Annotated in this window: 18 protein-coding genes and 1 pseudogene; 8 read left to right on the plus strand and 11 right to left on the minus strand. The window is 60.7% G+C overall.

Translation table 11 applies throughout. The features are described 5' to 3' along the window. Positions 1 to 506 (plus strand): annotated as a pseudogene (locus VJV58_RS14855) (VOC family protein); the annotation flags it as partial. A 21-nt stretch (positions 507 to 527) separates the two neighbouring features. On the opposite strand, the gene VJV58_RS14860 reads toward VJV58_RS14855, so the two are convergent. The 5 genes from VJV58_RS14860 to VJV58_RS14880 all read right to left on the minus strand — a co-directional run bounded on the left by VJV58_RS14860 (position 528) and on the right by VJV58_RS14880 (position 5,296). After that, positions 528 to 1,508: a branched-chain amino acid ABC transporter permease gene (locus tag VJV58_RS14860; RefSeq protein WP_324138125.1), complete on the minus strand. Its 981-nt coding sequence runs from the start codon at positions 1,506 to 1,508 to the stop codon at positions 528 to 530. Then, positions 1,505 to 2,377 carry a branched-chain amino acid ABC transporter permease gene (locus tag VJV58_RS14865; RefSeq protein WP_324138126.1) on the minus strand — a complete coding sequence of 291 codons (873 nt, stop codon included), beginning with the start codon at positions 2,375 to 2,377 and terminating at the stop codon, positions 1,505 to 1,507. The genes VJV58_RS14860 and VJV58_RS14865 overlap by 4 nt, the downstream gene beginning before the upstream one ends. Positions 2,378 to 2,385: 8 nt before the next feature. Then, positions 2,386 to 3,090 (minus strand): ABC transporter ATP-binding protein, encoded by a 705-nt coding sequence (locus tag VJV58_RS14870; protein ID WP_324138127.1) that lies wholly within the window; start codon positions 3,088 to 3,090, stop codon positions 2,386 to 2,388. Positions 3,091 to 3,101: 11 nt separating this feature from the next. Continuing rightward, the gene (locus VJV58_RS14875; RefSeq protein ID WP_324138128.1) at positions 3,102 to 3,857 is read right to left on the minus strand and encodes an ABC transporter ATP-binding protein; all 756 of its coding nucleotides are present in this window, start codon (positions 3,855 to 3,857) and stop codon (positions 3,102 to 3,104) included. Between the two features lie 128 nt (positions 3,858 to 3,985). Further along, on the minus strand, positions 3,986 to 5,296 hold the full coding sequence (locus VJV58_RS14880; protein WP_324138129.1) for an ABC transporter substrate-binding protein: 1,311 nt from the start codon (positions 5,294 to 5,296) through the stop codon (positions 3,986 to 3,988). 279 nt (positions 5,297 to 5,575) lie between these two features. On the opposite strand from VJV58_RS14880, the gene VJV58_RS14885 reads away from it, so the two are divergent. Continuing rightward, a complete protein-coding gene (locus VJV58_RS14885) occupies positions 5,576 to 7,183 on the plus strand; it encodes an AMP-binding protein (protein ID WP_324138130.1) in 1,608 nt (535 codons plus the stop codon). Positions 7,184 to 7,205: 22 nt separating this feature from the next. Here VJV58_RS14885 and VJV58_RS14890 read toward each other — a convergent pair whose 3' ends face one another. Genes VJV58_RS14890 through VJV58_RS14900 form a run of 3 tightly spaced genes read right to left on the minus strand, consistent with a single transcriptional unit; the run spans position 7,206 to position 10,473 of the window. Then, the gene (locus VJV58_RS14890) at positions 7,206 to 8,042 is read right to left on the minus strand and encodes a transglutaminase family protein (RefSeq protein WP_324138131.1); all 837 of its coding nucleotides are present in this window, start codon (positions 8,040 to 8,042) and stop codon (positions 7,206 to 7,208) included. 39 nt (positions 8,043 to 8,081) lie between these two features. Beyond that, on the minus strand, positions 8,082 to 9,026 hold the full coding sequence (locus VJV58_RS14895) for an alpha-E domain-containing protein (protein WP_324138132.1): 945 nt from the start codon (positions 9,024 to 9,026) through the stop codon (positions 8,082 to 8,084). A gap of 28 nt (positions 9,027 to 9,054) precedes the next feature. Beyond that, entirely contained in the window at positions 9,055 to 10,473 is a 1,419-nt protein-coding gene (locus tag VJV58_RS14900) for a circularly permuted type 2 ATP-grasp protein (protein ID WP_324138133.1), read from the minus strand. Positions 10,474 to 10,692: 219 nt separating this feature from the next. On the opposite strand from VJV58_RS14900, the gene VJV58_RS14905 reads away from it, so the two are divergent. The 3 genes from VJV58_RS14905 (at position 10,693) to VJV58_RS14915 (ending at position 12,711) form a co-directional block, all read left to right on the plus strand. Next, positions 10,693 to 11,433 (plus strand): competence/damage-inducible protein A, encoded by a 741-nt coding sequence (locus VJV58_RS14905; protein ID WP_324138134.1) that lies wholly within the window; start codon positions 10,693 to 10,695, stop codon positions 11,431 to 11,433. 64 nt (positions 11,434 to 11,497) lie between these two features. Further along, complete coding sequence (gene gpt, locus VJV58_RS14910) at positions 11,498 to 12,022, plus strand: xanthine phosphoribosyltransferase (RefSeq protein WP_324138135.1); 525 nt, start codon at positions 11,498 to 11,500, stop codon at positions 12,020 to 12,022. 59 nt (positions 12,023 to 12,081) lie between these two features. Then, the gene (locus tag VJV58_RS14915) at positions 12,082 to 12,711 is read left to right on the plus strand and encodes a hypothetical protein (protein WP_324138156.1); all 630 of its coding nucleotides are present in this window, start codon (positions 12,082 to 12,084) and stop codon (positions 12,709 to 12,711) included. Here the strand turns inward: VJV58_RS14915 and VJV58_RS14920 are convergent. Both VJV58_RS14920 and VJV58_RS14925 read right to left on the minus strand, forming a co-directional pair. Then, positions 12,708 to 12,962: a hypothetical protein gene (locus VJV58_RS14920; RefSeq protein WP_324138136.1), complete on the minus strand. Its 255-nt coding sequence runs from the start codon at positions 12,960 to 12,962 to the stop codon at positions 12,708 to 12,710. The two genes, VJV58_RS14915 and VJV58_RS14920, sit on opposite strands and share 4 nt — an antisense overlap. A gap of 9 nt (positions 12,963 to 12,971) precedes the next feature. Beyond that, positions 12,972 to 13,994 (minus strand): methionine synthase, encoded by a 1,023-nt coding sequence (locus VJV58_RS14925; RefSeq protein ID WP_324138137.1) that lies wholly within the window; start codon positions 13,992 to 13,994, stop codon positions 12,972 to 12,974. Positions 13,995 to 14,170: 176 nt separating this feature from the next. On the opposite strand from VJV58_RS14925, the gene VJV58_RS14930 reads away from it, so the two are divergent. The 3 genes from VJV58_RS14930 to VJV58_RS14940 all read left to right on the plus strand — a co-directional run bounded on the left by VJV58_RS14930 (position 14,171) and on the right by VJV58_RS14940 (position 16,574). After that, positions 14,171 to 14,872, plus strand: coding sequence for a glutathione binding-like protein (locus VJV58_RS14930; RefSeq protein ID WP_324138138.1), 702 nt, complete (start codon positions 14,171 to 14,173; stop codon positions 14,870 to 14,872). A gap of 116 nt (positions 14,873 to 14,988) precedes the next feature. Then, positions 14,989 to 15,597 (plus strand): 2-hydroxychromene-2-carboxylate isomerase, encoded by a 609-nt coding sequence (locus tag VJV58_RS14935; RefSeq protein WP_324138139.1) that lies wholly within the window; start codon positions 14,989 to 14,991, stop codon positions 15,595 to 15,597. Further along, positions 15,597 to 16,574, plus strand: a complete 978-nt coding sequence (locus VJV58_RS14940; protein WP_324138140.1) for an NADPH:quinone oxidoreductase family protein — start codon at positions 15,597 to 15,599, stop codon at positions 16,572 to 16,574. Before VJV58_RS14935 ends, VJV58_RS14940 begins: the two co-directional genes overlap by 1 nt. Positions 16,575 to 16,703: 129 nt before the next feature. Here VJV58_RS14940 and VJV58_RS14945 read toward each other — a convergent pair whose 3' ends face one another. Further along, the gene (locus VJV58_RS14945; RefSeq protein WP_324138141.1) at positions 16,704 to 17,594 is read right to left on the minus strand and encodes a crotonase/enoyl-CoA hydratase family protein; all 891 of its coding nucleotides are present in this window, start codon (positions 17,592 to 17,594) and stop codon (positions 16,704 to 16,706) included. Positions 17,595 to 17,629 lie beyond the last annotated feature (35 nt).

Genomic DNA, 17,629 nt, shown 5'->3' on the forward strand with positions numbered 1-17,629 from the left:
CGATGCCGGACGGCAGCGCCGCGGCGGCGAAGTTCAGGATTTTCCAGTGGCCTATCGAGGAAGCTCCCGCCGGGCTTCGTATCTTCGCGTGCCAGCACAAAACGCGCGAGGCCGTTTGGATTCCCGACCTGATGAATCACGCCAACGGGGCGCAGCGGCTTCGGCAGGTGCTGGTGGTTTCGCCAGAGCCGGCGAAAGATGCCGCGCATCTCGGTCGATTGATCGACCAAGCCGTCAAGGCAGAAATGGACGGTGCTGTCGCAGTGCCGTCCGGTTCAGGTCGCGCCGACTTCATCTTCATCACAAGGGACGATCTGGGTCGGCGATATCCCGGCGTTTCGCTGGCGGGATTGCCGGATCGCGCTGGTGCGGGTCTGGTGCTTGCCACATCCAGCCTCAGCGCCGCGGAAAGCGCTGCCGGCAATGTTGCGGTCCGCAGCGGCGGCGCGGTTTGCGTGCCGCCCCATGACGCAAATGGCACGTTGCTCGTGTTTGTCAGCACATAGCGGCGGTTTTCGCGCCGTGGCCTAGCCCTTGTCTTGCCAGCGCTTGGCTTGCGGCTTCAGTTTTTCAAGAATGCTGCCCAGAATCCCCTCGGGAAGAAAGATAATGAACACCACCAGCAGCACGCCATAAACAAGGTTGTCCCAGCCCACAGCTCCGGTGCCGAAACCGATACGCAATATCTCAGCCAACAGGATGGTGATGATCGCCCCGATCGTCGGCCCCAGCGACACGTAGAGGCCACCGACGATGACGGCGAAAACCATCTGCAGCGACACCGAAATTCCACTGACCGTGTCCGGTGAGATGAACATCTGGTACTGACAGTAGAGCGCACCGGCGAGCGAGGTCATCAGCGCGCTGATCACGGTAATCTTCAGCTTCTCCCAGGTCACATTGACGCCGACCGCAGCGGCCGCGTCCTCGTCCTCAGAGATCGCTTCCAGCGCATAGCGATCCATGCTGCGGTCTGTCCATTGCCAGATTGCCAGTCCTGCCGCCCAGACCCCAAGCGCAATCAGATACCAGGTGAGTTTGTCATCGAACTGCAGCGCCAGCAAATGACTGCCCCTGGCGCGCTCCGGGGTATAGCCGAGCGATCCACCGGTATAGTCGCGTGTCGCGGTTATCACCTGCAGCACGATGCCGGACAGAGCCAGCGTCACGAGCACGAAGTAATGCCCTCTGATACGGAAGCGAAAGCAGGGATATCCGACGACAATGGCCAGCATCGCGGCTGCAAACATCGCGACGGGAATACCGAGCCAGGGTGAAACTCCCAGATGATTCCATAGTAGCGCCGTCACATACGCGCCGACGCCCATGAACCCGCCGTGCCCCAGTGAAACCAGACCGAAGCGGCCCATCATCGACCACGACGTGTACGCAAACGACCAGATCAGGATGAGGATCACGAGATGCAGGTGATATGGTTCGCGATACACGAACGGCAGCGCGATCAGCGCCGCGCCGACAATCCAGGGCCCAAGCTGACGCACCGTCACGAGCGCCTCGCGAGCAGCCCGGCAGGCTTGATGAACATCATGATAATGAAGAAGGCGAATGCCAGCACATAGCCCCACTCGAGATCGGAGAACAGGCCGCCGAGCGAGATGATTTCCGCGAACACAAACGCGGCTACGAAGCCGCCGAGAAAATTACCCAGGCCACCCAGCACGCAAATCAGGAAAGTGATCGGGCCGAATGAAAGTCCGACAAACGGATGCACGTCATACTGCAGGACCAGCAGGCACGAGGCGAGGCCGGCAAGCGCCCCGCCGAGGGCCGACGTGATGAGATAGATCCGGCGAGTGTCGACCCCCATCAAGGCCATGATTTGTCGATCCTGCGAAATCGCCCGGATCGCGGTGCCAACATAGGTTCGCGTCATGAACAGATATACCAGTACCATCCCGACCAGCGCGGCTGCAAAAGCCAGCAGACGGGAATAGCTGAAGTGCATATCGGCGAATTGCAGCACCGGCAGACGGATGCCGAGGTTGCGAAAATCAATGCCGAACGCAACCGTCGCGACGCTCTGCAGGATGAACAGCACGCCACCCGTGGCGAGAAGCTGGTTGATCGGCGGCGCCGAGAGCAGGGGAGCGATAACCAATAGATGCAACAGCGCGCCAAGCAACGCCACCAAGAGGATCGTGATCGGGGCCGCCGCGTAATATGGCAGCCCAAAGTACTGGACCAGATAGTACATGCCGTACATGCCGATCATCACGAGTTCGGCGTAACAGATCCACGTCACGTCGATCACGCCGAAAATCAGGTTCAATCCAAGGGCAAGCAGTGCCAGCACGCCACCGAGCAGGATGCCGTTGACCATCGCCTCCAGCAGGTAGATGTCGAAAATATCCGTCATCGCTTCACCTAGACTCCAAGATACGCTTGCCGGATCGTGTCATCGGCCAGCATCTCGCTCGATTTGCCGGTAGCGCGTATGGTGCCGGCTTCCAGCAGGTAGGCACGATCGACCACGCGCAAGACCTGCTGCACATTCTGCTCGACGATCAGCACGGTCAGCCCGCTGCTGCGTATCCGCTTCACCAGTTCGAACACCTGCTGCACGACAACAGGCGCTAGTCCGGCCGAGGGTTCGTCCAGCAGCAGCAATTTCGGATCGGACATCAGCGCGCGGCCGATGGCACACATCTGTTGCTCGCCGCCGGACATCGTTCCGGCAAGCTGGTGGCGGCGCTCTCGCATGCGGGGAAACAGATCGAACACAAATGCCAGCCGCTCGGCGTAGCGGGCGCGTGCTTCGGGCATAAAGGCGCCCATCTTCAAATTGTCTTCCACGCTGAGCCGGGGAAACAAGCGGCGGTTCTCCGGCACGTGCGCGATGCCGAGACTGACGATGCGATGCTCCGGCGTTTTCAGAACATCGACGCCTTCCATGGCAACCTTGCCCGCGCGTGGCCGGATCAGGCCGGAGATCACCCGCATCAAGGTGGTTTTGCCGGCGCCGTTGGGGCCGATCACGCCGACAGCTTCGCCTGCCCCTACGTCAAGGCTGACGCCGAACAGCGCCTGGAACGTTCCGTAGCCCGCATCGATTGAGTTCAATTCAAGCATGCGTGCACCGCCTACCGACGCGCTTTCGCAGCGATCGCTTGCGTCGCGTCGGCGTCGGTGCCGAGATAGACTTCGACCACGCGAGGGTCGCTCGATACCTGGCTCGGCAGGCCCTCGGAAATCTTCTCGCCGTGATCCAGCACCATCACGCGATCAACCACGCGCATCAGCACGCCCATGATGTGCTCGACCCAGATGATGGTAACGCCGAGCTCGTCACGAATTTTTCGCAGCATGTCGGCGGCCTGGTCCATCTCGGTTTCATCGAGCCCGCCGAGGCTCTCGTCGGCGAGCAGCAGCTTCGGCCCAGTTGCCAGCGCCTTTGCCAGCTCCAGTTTCTTCAAGCCGGCCGCGCCAAGCCCATCTACTTCCGCCGCGCGATCGGTGGGCAGCCCAACCATCGCCAGCGCGCGTTCGGCTGCGTCCTCCGCCTTTGAGCGGCTGTGCCGGCCTTGGCCAAAGTAGCCGGCGAGCGCGACGTTCTCGAATATCGTGAGCCGACGAAAAGGGCGCGGGATCTGGAACGTGCGGCCGATGCCGCGATTGATGATCCGATGAGGCGCGAGACCGGAAATCTCGTCGCCTGCGAATTTCATCGATCCCGCCGAAGGCCGGAAGGTGCCGGAAAGCATGTTGAAGATCGTGCTCTTGCCCGAACCGTTCGGCCCGATCAGGCCGAGAATCTCACCCCGAGCAACCCGAAACGAGACGTTGTTGACGGCGGTGAAACCGCCAAATCGCTTTACCAGCCCCTCGACTACCAGCAAGACGATCCCTTCCCTGGGGTAGAGCCTTCATCGAGCGAGGACAGGCCTCGCGTCAGGACAAGCGCGTCAAAGAAAAGACTGGAGCTTCACTTCCGATGATTTCAGAAGCGAGAGGCTCCAGGAATCGGCTACTTGTAGCTATAGGTCGTGCCTGCCGGCAGCGGCAGCACGGCCTCGCGCTGCGCCTGGCTCTTCGGCCAAACCACATACGACTTGTCGTCGACGTACTGGATGACGACCGGGAATGATCGTTCATTCTGCCCGGACATCGGCGTGCCTTCGGCGTGGAATTTGACGCCAAAGCCAAGCATCGTCCCGCCTTCGGGAAGGTCGGTCTCGACAGCAGCCTTGCGCAGCGAATCGGGATCAACGCCGCCGTATTTCTTGATCGCGCGCGGCAGCACGTCGGCCAGGAATACGTACGTGTTCGAGGCGGCAATACCGACATGAGCGGATCGGATGGCAACCCCCGGCTTGAGCTTGTCGAATTCCTCGCCAACGGTCTTGATGATGGGTGCCAGCTTCGGATCCATTGTCTTCTGGTTAGCCAGCCAGATTGAGATCGGGTCCGTATTGAAGATGTAGTTGACGTCGGTGCCGAGACCTTCCTTCAGCTTCTCGTAGACGCCGTAGCCCGCGCCATGGCCCACCAGCGCGCCGAACTTCAACCCTTGTTCGCGAGCTTGCCGCAACAGCAGCGTAATGTCCGGATTGTAGCCGGTGTGGAAGACGACATCGGGTTGGGCGCGCTTCAACTTGGTGACAAGTGCGGACAGGTCAGGCGCTGTGGCCGAATAGCCTTCTTTCAGCACCAGATTGAATCCCGCCTTCTTAGCGCCAGCGACGTTGCCCTTCGCCACGTCGACACCATAGGCGCCGTCCTCGTGGATAATGGCGACGCGCAGGTCCTTTGGCTCTTTTGCGAACTTGGACTTCGCGTTCTGGGCGATGAAGTCCATGGTCATGAGACCGAATTGGTCGCCGCTCGCCTGCGGCCGGAACACATATTTGTAGTTTTTGTTTTCGAACACGCCCGAAGAAATGCAGGTGGTCATCCACATGAACTTCTTCAACTGCTCAACGCGAGCTGCGACCGGCACGCACTGCGCGGACGAAAAGAAGCCCAGCAGCATGTCCACTTTTTCCTGCTCGAGAAGGCGGACCGACTCATTGATCGCCACGTCGGGCTTACTCTGTGCATCCGCGTAGACCGTCTCGATCTTGTAGCCTTCGACGCCGGTTTTGCTGAATTGGTCGAGCATGATTTTGGCGCCCATGTATTCGAGCTCCGAACCGCCGCCCGCAAGCGGACCCGTCAGGTCGAAGATGACGCCGATCTTGATTTTCTTGTCCTCGGCCTGGGCGGAAACCGCCAGTCCCAACACCGCGACCGCAGCAAACAGCCCGCCGAGCACGCGGGCAGCCTTACCCACCAGCATCAAACCCTCCCTGGAAATTGTGGATCGCGTTTCTTGATTATTCTTGATGCCCATCACACGGGCAGCGCCGACCGATGTCAAGCACCAACGTCTTTGGCTGCAGGCGTGGCACCTCCCGCAAGGGAGCAATATCCCCGGTGACAAATCGGAAAATTCGGTCTCAGATACACCGATTGAAAACAAGAAATTTTGTTGGCGCGGGTTCAACGAAACGATCCGAATGCGCTAGCTTGGGACCGGACAGACTTGACGCCGACACCCGGGCATTGGGGGACGGTTATGGTTTTGACAGAATCTTATTTGGCGGGACCCAGCACTCCACCGGTGCGCAACATCACGCTAGGCGAGTTGCTGGGATTGGCGGCGAGATCGGCGCCAGACCGAATTGCGCTGATTGCCGGCGTGCCCGACCCGACGCTGCGGCGTCAATGGACCTATTCAGAACTTTATAACGAAGCGCAGCGAACCGCGCGCGCCTTGCTCACTCGTTTCAGGCCTGGCGAGAGGATCGCGGTCTGGGCCTATAACCTCCCCGAATGGATCATGCTCGAGTTTGGCGCGGGGCTGGCGGGGATGGTTCTGGTCACCGTTAATCCCGGTTTCAGGACCTCCGAAGTCGAATACGTGCTGAAGCAATCCCGATCAGCCGGCGTGTTTGTCGTCAATTCGTTTCGAGGAAATCCGATGCTGGAAACCGCGCGCCAGGTGGCGCCGCGCTGCCCGGAACTGCGTGAGATCATCTGCTTCGACGAGTGGGCAAGCTTCATCGTGGCTGGAGACGACAGAAAGATCGTGCTTCCCACGGTCAAATCGACAGATCCGGTGATGATCCAGTACACATCGGGCACGACAGGTTTTCCGAAAGGCGCGCTGCTGCATCACCGCGGTCTCGTCAACAATGGCGCCGACACCGCCGAGCGGATGGGAATCGACCCCGGCGACGTCTTCATCACCACCATGCCGCTGTTCCACACCGGCGGCTGCGTGTGCTGCGTGCTCGGCGCCGTGTCCAAGGCAGCGACACAGGTGTTGCTGGAGGCGTTCGATCCTGGCCTCGTGCTCGAACTTTTCACGACTTACCGCGGTAACGCGATGGTCGGCGTTCCGACGATGCTGGTGGCGATGCTGGAACATCCTTCATTCGCATCTACCGATCTTTCGTCGGTAAAGGCGATCTGTTCGGGCGGTTCAACGGTTCCGACCGCGCTCGTCAGATCGTTGGAGGAAAAGCTCGGCGCGCCCTTTACCATCGTGTTCGGGCAAACCGAATGCTCGCCAGTCGCAGCGATGACCATGACCAACGACGCCATCGAGGATAAGGCCGGCACGATCGGTCTGCCGCTGCCCAACATGGAAACCAAGATCGTCAATCCGGAGACCGGGAAAACCGCCGCCATCGGCGAAATCGGCGAATTCTGCACGCGCGGCTATCACATCATGATTGGCTATTTCGAAATGGAGGAGGCGACAAAGGCTGCGATCGATTCCGACGGCTGGCTGCACACCGGCGACCTTTGCGCCATGGATGCGCGCGGCTATTGCACGGTCGAGGGCCGCCTCAAGGACATGATCATCCGCGGCGGGGAGAATATCTATCCGCGCGAGCTCGAAGAGCGATTGTTTCGACACCCAAGTGTGGGCGAGGTCGCGGTGATCGGGCTGCCTCACGAGAAATGGGGCGAAGAGGTCGCAGCCTTCATCCGGCCCGCGCCGGGCGCTGCAATCGACAAGGAAGAACTGTCGGAGTACATGCGCGCCTCGCTCGCGCACCACAAGACACCGAAGCACTGGTTTTGCGTCGACGCTTTTCCGCTGACTGGATCGGGCAAGATTCAGAAGTTCAAGCTGCGCGAGCTGTGGGCCAATGGCGAGGTACAGGCGCTGTGAGCCGCACTGGCTAACCCAAGCTCTATTGCGACTGCCACTGGTGCTGCCGTCCGCCCGCCTGTTCGACCCTGACAGCCACGGTAAGCGTTTCCATGCCGCCGCCATAGCGCGTGCCCCGTACCGGCGCCGCGCCGAGATAGTCGAGTCCGATCGCAACACGGGCATGCGCATCCGTGGTGCAGATGCCATTGGCCGGATCGAATCCGACCCAGCCGAGGTCCTGCACAAACGCCTCGGCCCAGGCGTGACCGGCCTGCTGGTGCACGACGCCATCTGATCGCAGGAAATGGCCCGAAACGAATCGTGCCGGCACGCCGGCGGCGCGGGCGCAGGCGATGAAAATGTGCGCATAGTCCTGGCAAACGCCGCGTTTCAATCCAAACGCCTCCAGCGCCGAGGTCCCGCTGTTGGTCGGGTCTTCGTCGAAGGTCATATGCTCGTTGATCTGCACCATCAGCGCATGCAGGAATCCGAGCACGTCATCCTCGGATTCAACCCGCAGTTCGCGTGAAAACATCGCCATGGCCGGGTTGACTGTAGTCAGCGATGTGGACCTCAGGAACAAGCTGGGCGGGAAACGCTCGTCGGTTCCCCGCAGTACGCCGCCGGTATCGTGGGTCTCGATCAGGCCTTCGACGTTGATGGTGAGATCGGCGGTGGGGCCCTCGCTCAGCAAATGAGTCATGTTGCCGAACGCGTCCTGATGCACATGCAGCCGTGAATCACTGGAAACATCGATCTGCCATTCGGCAACATATTGCCCGTCATGGCTGCCGGGCGTCATGCGAAGGATCTGAATGACCCCCGTTGCCGGTGGTTGATATTTGTAACTGGTTCTATGGGCAATCCGCAGGCGCATGACAGGAGGTTTCCGGTGGCACTCAGAACGGCTGGGGCTTTAGATCAAATATTGCTTGGTGATGATTTCGCCGAGTCTCGAGTTGTCCACAATGAACTCCTGAATGAATTCATGGACGCCGTGCTGGAAGATATCGACCATCTGGCTGTGTTCCAGTCGATTGCGGACGCCGCGGGCATGGCGCTGGGCCGCGCCCTGGCGGCCGTACGCGACGCCGATCTGGTCGAGATTGCGCACCAGATTGCCGTAGCAGCTTGCCAGAGATCGCGGCAGTGAATCGTTGAGGATAAGAAGATCCGCAATCAGCCAGGGTTTGAGAGTTTCACGATAGACCCAGTGATAGGCGGTCAGTGCGGATACCGAGCGCAGGATCGACGTCCATTGGTAATAATCCAGCGGTCCGCCGACATGCTCATCCTCGGGCAGCAATACATGATATTTGACGTCCAGAATGCGGGCGGTGTTGTCCGCCCGTTCCAGGTGCAAGCCCAGCCGTGAGAACCAGTAGGCGTCATTGCGTAGCATGGTCCGATAAGCCGAGCCGTCGAACCGCAGCGAGGTTTCCTGGACGAAGCGCAGGAAGCTGGTCAGTTGTTCACGGCTCCTGGTGCCTTTGCACCAGACCTGCTGAAGATCGATCCAGGCGGAATTGATGGTGTCCCACATTTCGCTGGTCAGGGCTGTTCGCACCGAACGCGAATTCAGTCGCGCATTCTCGATGCAATTGCGGATCGAGGATGGATTTTCCTGGGCGAACGAAAGGTACTCGACGACGTTGTGCTCGTTGGCTTCGCTATAGAGCTGATAGAAGGCTGCGCTGACGCCTGCCGTCAGCAGCGCCGAATCCCATTCGTTGGTCTTGCCGACATAGGCGTTGGGGAGCGCGGTGACGCGCAGCGTCGCTTCGATGGTGCGGGCCAGATATTCCGCACGTTCGACATAGCGAGCCAGCCAGTACAGGTTCTCGGCGGTGCGCGACAGCATGCTAGGATGTTGCTCTTTTCGTCCTGACCTATTCGTCCAGTATCCAGGTGTCCTTGGTGCCGCCGCCCTGGCTTGAATTGACCACCAGCGAGCCTTCCTCGAGCGCCACGCGGGTCAGCCCACCCGGCACCACCGTGACATGGCTGCTTCCGGTCAGCACGAAGGGCCGGAGGTCGACATGCCGCGGAGCCAGACCGGCTTGGGTGCAGGTCGGACACGTCGATAGCGCCAGCGTCGGCTGGGCGATAAAGCCTTCGGGGTCACGCTTGAGCTTGTCGCGGAAGCCCTCGAGCGTTGCTTTGGTCGCAGCCGGACCGATCAGCATGCCGTATCCGCCGGAGCCGTGCACTTCCTTGACGACCAGTTCGGCCAGATTATCGAGCACATAGGCCAGGTCCTTTGGGTGCCGGCAGCGCCAGGTCGGGACGTTTTTCAAAATTGGCTCTTCGCCGAGATAGAATTTCACGATCTCGGGCATGTAGGAATAAACCGCCTTGTCGTCGGCGATACCGGTGCCGACCGCGTTGGCCAGCGTGACGTTCCCGGCCGCATAGGCCGACATCAATCCGGGCACGCCAAGCGCCGAATCCGGGCGGAAGGTGAGGGGGTCGAGGTAGTCGTCGTCGACACGGCGATAGATGACGTCGACGCGTTTGAGCCCTTCGGTGGTCCGCATGAACACCTCGTCGTTCTTGACGATGAGATCGCGGCCTTCAACCAGTTCGATTCCGAGTTTGTCGGCGAGGAAGGAATGCTCGTAATAAGCAGAGTTGTAGACCCCAGGCGTCAGCAGCGCCACGGTCGGCTCGGCGGAGGCGCTAAGCGGCGCCACCGAGCGTAACGCCGACAGCAGTTCGTCCGGATATTTCTCCACAGGCGCCACGCGGTGACGTGCGAACAGGTCGGGAAAAAGCCGCATCATGATTTCGCGGTTTTCCAGCATGTAAGACACGCCGGATGGCGCCCGAGCATTGTCCTCAAGCACGAAAAAATTTTCCGGATTGATACGGACGATGTCGATCCCCGCAATGTGGACATAGACGTCGTGCGGCACGTCGTGCCCGTTCATCTCCGGCCGGAACACCGGGTTGTGGAAGATCAGGTCCTCCGGAATGACATTGGCGCGCAGCACATCGCGCCCGTGGTAGATGTCGCGCAGGAACATGTTCAACGCGCGCACCCGCTGTTTCAGCCCTCGCTCGAGTAGCGCCCACTCCTTTGCCGACATAATCCGCGGGATGACGTCAAAGGGGATCAGCCGTTCCTGGGCCTCGGCATCGCCATAGACGGCAAAGGTGATCCCGATGCGGCGGAACAACAGCTCCGCCTCATGGCGGCGATATTCCAGCGCGTCGGGCGGCGTCTCCTTCAGCCAGCGGGAGAGCTCAAGATAGGCGAGACGGACCTCGCCGCCGGGTCCGTTCATTTCATCGAACGCAACTGCCATACGGTCTAACTGCTGTTTCTACCCATGGGGGACGGTGCATGACGAAAAGGGATGGTAGCAAGAGCCGGGCCAGCGCGATATGCATTTGCCCGGGGCATAAGGGCGGTGAGGTCCTGGGCTGCCTCCATAACGGGCTGCCGCATGCTTGTTTCGGTGGCAATCTTGCGTGACCCGGATGAGTTGCTCCGTGCAGGCTCACCATCCGGGCGAGGAGAGGTCATGAGCGATATTGTCACGGCAGGCATTCTGGTGATCGGTGACGAGATCCTGTCCGGACGGACCAAGGACAAGAATATCGGCTTTATCGCCGAATACCTGACAAATATCGGCATCGACCTCAAGGAGGTCCGCATCGTCGCCGACGATGAAGCGGATATCATCGCCGCGCTGGATGCGTTGCGCAGCCGCTACACGTACGTCTTTACCACGGGTGGGATAGGGCCGACCCATGATGACATCACGGCGGATAGCGTCGCGAAGGCTTTCGGCGTTCCGATCGACCATCATCCGGAGGTCGTGGCGCGCTTCAAAGAGCGGTTCCAGGGCGCGGGCGAGCTGAATGAGGCGCGCTTGCGGATGGCGCGCATTCCGGAGGGCGCCGAACTGATCCAGAGCGCGACTATTCTGGCGCCCGGTTTCAAGATCGGCAACGTGATCGTCATGGCCGGGGTGCCCTCGATTATGCAGGCGATGATGGACATCGTCGCGCCGAAATTGAAATCGGGTGTCCGGATGCTGTCGGAATCGGTGCGCGCCAACTCGCGCGAAGGCGATATCGGCGGGCCGTTGCGCGAAATCGCCAATGCCCATCCCGACACCATCATCGGCAGTTATCCCTTCATGGACGAGGACAAGAAGCCGAACACGAATCTAGTGGTTCGCTCGCGTGATCCGGAAAAGCTCAATGCCGCGATGAATGCGGTCAAGGAAATGCTGGCCGGACTGAAGGTGACTCGCTAACGGAGCAGCGGGATCCTCGCGCGACGGCCACCGCGCGATCCAACGATATCCAGGAGAGATAGAGATGGCGGAGCATCCGGAACTGAGCGCACAGGAGCGGGCAGGCAAAGCCTTTCCGGTCTCGTGGGACCAGTTTCACAGGGATTGCCGGGCGCTAACCTGGCGGCTGAATGCTGTGGGGCCGTTTCATGCCCTGATCGCGATCACACGCGGCGGATTGGTGCCGGCGGCGATTGTCGCGCGCGAACTCGGCGTGCGCGTGATCGATACGGTCTGCATGGCCAGTTACGCTCACACCACACAAGGCGACCTGCAGGTTCTGAAAGGCGTATCAGGAAGCACCGCGAGCCTCGGAGGTGGCACCGGCAAGGGGCTATTGATCGTCGATGATCTCGTCGATACCGGCAGGACGGCCCGGTTGGTGCGGGACATGCTGCCGGACGCGCATTTCGCGACCGTTTACGCCAAGCCGAAGGGACGCCCGCTGGTCGATACGTTTATTACCGAGGTTTCGCAGGATACCTGGATTTTCTTTCCATGGGACACCGCGCTCTCGTTCCAGCCGCCGATCCGAGACGGCGCGGCCTGATCGACGAGTTTGCGGGCATCGTCCCCGCAATGATAATTTCGGCGAACGGTCGAGTGCTGATGCCGCTCCAAAATCGAGTCACGCCAACCGGCGACATCATTGCCACACCGCATCGCGGGATGTTCACCGGCAACCGCGGCATTATCCATGATCCCGAGACTAAAACCCTGACTCGGCGATGGGCCAGCCGTGCATGGCTCACTTGTCTATGCGAATTCAAGGGCCGCCGGCGCGATGTCATGGGCGGTCGAAGCTGGACCGAGCTGTTCTTTCTTGATGAGGCAACCGCGTTCGCGGCCGGTCACCGTCCATGCTTCTTTTGTCGCCGCGATGACGCCAACCGCTTTCGCATCGCCTGGCAAGACGGCAATTGCGTCACCAACATTCTCGCGCGCGAGATTGACGCCGTGCTTCACGTCGAAAGGCTGTCTTCAGGCAAGAAGCGGCTGCATCAGCTTCCAATGCCGCTCAAAGAATTGCCTGACGGGGCGATGCTGCAGGCGGGGAGCGAAAGCTATCTGATGCTGCAGGGTCATCCGCTGCTGTGGTCGCCTGGTGGTTACCGCGAGGCGCCCGGCAAGCTCGAAGGCGCCATGCTGCTGACGCCGCCCTCGACGTTGCGGGCGCTCTCGGCGGGATATCGATCGGTCTTGCATCCGACTGCGCACCGCCGGCCTGGTCAGAGTTAGCGCAGCGCTCGGCCCTGTTCGTCGACGCTCATCCGAGAATCGCGCAGCGTCCAGTCACGGACGATCTGGCGGCATCGTTGCAATTTCGCGTCGTTCTGCGCCGAGCTTGCCGCACCCGAGTTCTGCGGAGATCGTGCCGCGTGATCGATCACGGCCTGACAAGCAATGAGTTCTTCGCGGCCATCGGCCCGCGCCGCCAACGATATCAGAACCAGCGACGCGGCAATCGACGCGCCGGCAAGTTTGGCCAAGCCAAGCATCTAGCCGAGCCGCTGCCGCGCCAGTGCGGCGCCGGCGCCGAGCGCAATCAGCTTCGCCTCGGCGATATCACGACGCATCGGCGCCATGCCGCAGTTGGTTGTGGCGACAATGTTGCTCTTCGGCACGAATTTCGAGACGTCGTCGATCACTTTCGCGACCTCCTCGGCGGTCTCGATGCTGTCACTGGCGACATCGATGACACCGGCCTGAACTACCTTGCCCTTGAGCAGCCCAAGCAAATCCAGCGGCACGCGCGAATTGCGACACTCTATTGCAACCTGCTGGATTGGACTTTTGGCGATCGCCGGAAAAATATCCTCATATTGCCGCCATTCGCTGCCGAGCGTCTGCTTCCAGTCAGTATTGGCCTTTATGCCGTAGCCGTAACAGATGTGCACCGCGGTCGCGCAGGTTAGGCCTTCGGCAGCGCGTTCCAGCGCACGGATGCCCCAGTCGCTGACCTCATCCATGTAGACGTTAAACGCGGGCTCATCGAATTGAACGACATCGACGCCGTCATCCTGCAACGCCTTGGCTTCTTCATTGAGCAGATCGGCAAAAGCGAAGGCCATCTTGACGCGATCGCCGTAATATTTATCGGCGATGGTGTCGATAATCGTCATCGGGCCGGGCAAGGTGAACTTCAGCTTGCGCTTGGTGTGGGTCCGGGCGACGCGCACCTCGTCGGCATGGACGCGCCCCTTCAACCTGAGCGGTGCCACGACCTGGGGCACCATTGCCTTATAGCGATCCTTGCGGATTCCCATCTCGACCTTATGGGCGAAATCGATGCCGTCGATCTTCTCCAGAAAGCCATGAACGAAATGCTGCCGCGCCTGCTCGCCCTCGGTGACGATATCGATGCCCGCGTCTTCCTGCAGCTTGACGGCAAGCATGGTGGCGTCCCGCTTGGCCCGGGCCAGCTCATCCCCCTTGGACTTCCAGGGCGCCCACAGCGTGTTGGGCTCGGCCAGCCATTCCGGCTTGGGCAGCGAGCCGGCGATCGTGGTCGGAAAAAGCATCAGCGTGTCCTCGGGGTTTGGTGAATTGAGGCCTATCTGCCATGTCTCGCGGGCGGCGTACAGGACCACAAAAGTCGTCGTGGTACGGCTTGTATTGGGCTAACCACGCGGACCTATAGACTTCAAGCACCTCAAACTCTGTTCTAGGATGGCCCGATCAAAATGACGAAAATCTCATGATCGACCTCTATTATGCGCCGACGCCGAACGGCTGGAAGATTTCGATCATGCTGGAAGAGCTCGGCCTTCCCTATACCGTGATCCCGGTCAACATCCGGGCGGGCGAGCAGTTCAAGCCGGATTTTCTTGCGATCAGCCCAAACAACCGCATACCGGCCATTGTGGATCGCGCGCCTGCCGATAGCGGTCCGCCTTTTTCGATATTCGAGACCGGCGCAATTCTGATCTACCTCGCAGATAAGACCGGATGTTTTCTACCGAAGGAGATGCGCGCGCGCTCAGTCGTGATGCAATGGCTGATGTGGCAGATGGGCGGACTCGGTCCCATGCTCGGTCAGCACGGCCATTTCGCGCTCTACGCGCAGGAGAAGATTCCGTATGCGATCGAGCGCTACCGCGACGAAGCGGCCCGGCTGTATCGCGTTCTCGACAGCCAACTCGGCAGGACCGGGGCTTACGTCGCCGGCGATTATTCGATTGCCGATATCGCTTGCTTTCCATGGACCATGACGCACAAGGCGCAGGGCTTTACGCTGGACGATTATCCCAACGTCAAGCGCTGGTACGCCGAAGTCCGGGCGCGGCCGCAGGTGCAGGCCGGTCTCGCGCTCGGCAAATTCGTCAAGGAGCCGTTCGATGAACAGGCGCGCAGGAACATGTTCGGACAGGCTGCCAAGGAAATGGGGCGAAAGAGTTGATTTTGTCGTGGCCGGGGTTGTCCCGGCCACCCACGTGTTTTCTCTTGCTTGCATAAGCGCGAGCGGCCCCCACCCATGACACGGTTCGCTCCGCTCTCGAGAACAAGGAAATCACCATGATCGAGTTCTTCTTCGACTGCTCCAGTCCCTGGACCTATCTCGCCTTCCACAACATCCAGCCGCTTGCGAAGGAATTTGGCTCCGAGATTATCTGGCGGCCGATCCTGGTCGGCGGCATCTTCAACACCATCAATCCCAGCGTCTATGCCTCGCGCGAACATCCCATCGCGGCCAAGGTCGCTTACCAGAAGAAAGACATGGCGGATTGGGCGCGCTCGGCGGGACTCTCGATCAAGATGCGGCCGACGGTATTTCCGGTGAACAGCGTCAAGGCGATGCGCGGCTGCATCTGGTTGGGCAAGGACATGCCGACGTTCGCGCGCGCGGTGTTCGAATCCTATTGGGGCGGCGACAAGGACATCTCGCAGGATGTTGTGCTGAGCGAAATCTGCAAGGGACTGGGAATCGATCCGGCCAAGTTCTTCGCTGGTATCGGCGAGCAAGCCATCAAGGACCAGCTCAAAGCCAACACCGACGAAGTGATGGCGCGCGGCGGCTTTGGCTCGCCGACGATCTTTATCGACAAGGCCGATATGTATTTTGGCAATGACCGGATGCCGCTGATCCGGGAGGCGCTGCAGCGGCGAACGGCGAGCGCCGCCTGATGCCGAAACGGGTCGTCTGTCGGGAACTTGGTCCGCCCGAGCGTTTGCATCTGGAAAATTTTGCGTCGACACCGCTCCAAGAGCGGCAGGTGCGCGTCGCCATCCATGCCGCCGGCATCAATTTTCCCGACATCTTGATGGCGGCCGGCGAATATCAGCTCAAGCCCGACTTGCCGTTCACGCCAGGCATGGAAGCGGCTGGCGAAATATCCGAAATCGGCGATGGCGTGGCCGGCTTCTCGCCCGGCGATCGCGTCATCGTCAAATTGCGGCACGGCGGATACGCCGACGAGGCCGTGGTTTCGCCGTCTCAGCTTACACCATTGCCTTCGAATTTCGACTATGCCGAGGGCGCGACGTTTCTTGCCGCTCACGGCACAGCCTATCACGCGCTGATCGACCGCGGGCAGGTGAGATCAGGCGAAGTATTGCTGGTGCATGGCGCGGGCGGCGGCGTTGGCCTGGCCGCTGTCGAGATCGGTAAGATGCTTGGCGCGACCGTGATCGCAGCGGCTTCGTCCGAGGCAAAGCTCGCAGTCGCAAAGGAAAAAGGTGCCGATGATCTGCTGCTTTACGCCCGCGAACCCTTCCGCGATGCCGTCAAGCGCATCACCGAAGGGCGTGGCGCGGACGTGGTGTTTGACCCCGTGGGCGGCGACATCCTTGAGAATAGCCTGCGCTGCATCGCTTGGGGCGCGCGCGTCCTTGTAGTCGGTTTCACCGGCGGCATTGGCCTTGCCCGCACCAATCTGTTGCTGATCAAGGGCGCCAGCGTGCTCGGCGTCCGCGCTGGCGAAGCGGCGCGCCGAGACCCGCCCATCGGCGAGGTTCGGATCAAAAAATTGATGGAATGGGCGGAGGCCGGCAAAATCCGCCCGCACATCTCGCACCGGTTGCCGTTGGAAAATTACGCGCGGGCGATGCGGCTATTGATGGACCGCAAGGCTATCGGACGGGTGGCGTTGATGATGCGGTGATGGATGCGCGATTAATCAGCTGATAACGGCTGCTCGATTAAGCGCGCTCCGTAGCCCGGATGAGCGAAGCGATATCCGGGGCGTCTCTCGGAATTATCCCGCATGTCGCGTTGCTCATGCGGGCTACCCTCACTCATAGTCCCGCTCTTGCCACCACGGGAAATAGTCGGGCATGTCGGAGGAGACTTTGTCCTTGAATACCGCGGGGCGTTTTTCCAGGAACGACACCACGCCTTCTTTCACATCCGCGGAGCGTCCGCGGGCATAGATGCCGCGGCTGTCGATCTTGTGCGCCTCCATCGGATCGTCGGCACCGAGCATGCGCCACATCATCTGTCGGATCAGCGCCACTGAAACCGGCGCGGTTTTCGCCGCGATTTCACGGGCAAGCGCGCGGGCGTTAGGCAGCAACTCGTCCGCGGGCACCACCTTGCTGATGAGGCGGCCGGCAAGCGCTTCCTGCGCCGGGAATACCCGGCCGGTATAGCACCACTCGAGCGCCTGTGAGATGCCGACGATGCGGGGCAGGAACCAGCTCGAGGCAGCTTCGGGCACGATGCCGCGTTGGGAGAACACGAAACCGAAGCGCGCATCTTCAGACGCGATGCGAATATCCATCGCGAGTTGCATGGTGACGCCGATGCCAACGGCGGGACCGTTCACCGCGGCGATGACCGGCTTCAGGCATTTGAAGATGCGGAGCGTCACCTGGCCGCCGCCGTCACGCGCATTGGGATCGCTGTAGTCGACTTTGCCGTCAGCCAGGCGCTTTACCGGCCCACGCCGCGCGTCGCGATCGAAGGTGTCGGCGCCCGAGGAAAGATCGGCACCGGCACAGAAGCCGCGCCCCGCGCCGGTGACAATGATAGCGCGGACGTCGTCATCCTTGTCGGCAGCGTCAAACGCTTCGATCAGCTCCTTTTGCATCGTGGCGTTGAATGCATTGAGCTTGTCCGGCCGGTTCAGCGTGATGGTGAGAATCTGCTCGGCGACCTCGTACTTGATCGTCTCATACCCCATCAGGTGTTTCTTTCCTTCTTTATCGTGAATTTCGT

Source organism: Bradyrhizobium sp. (genome assembly GCF_035273305.1).
Lineage (GTDB): Bacteria > Pseudomonadota > Alphaproteobacteria > Rhizobiales > Xanthobacteraceae > Bradyrhizobium.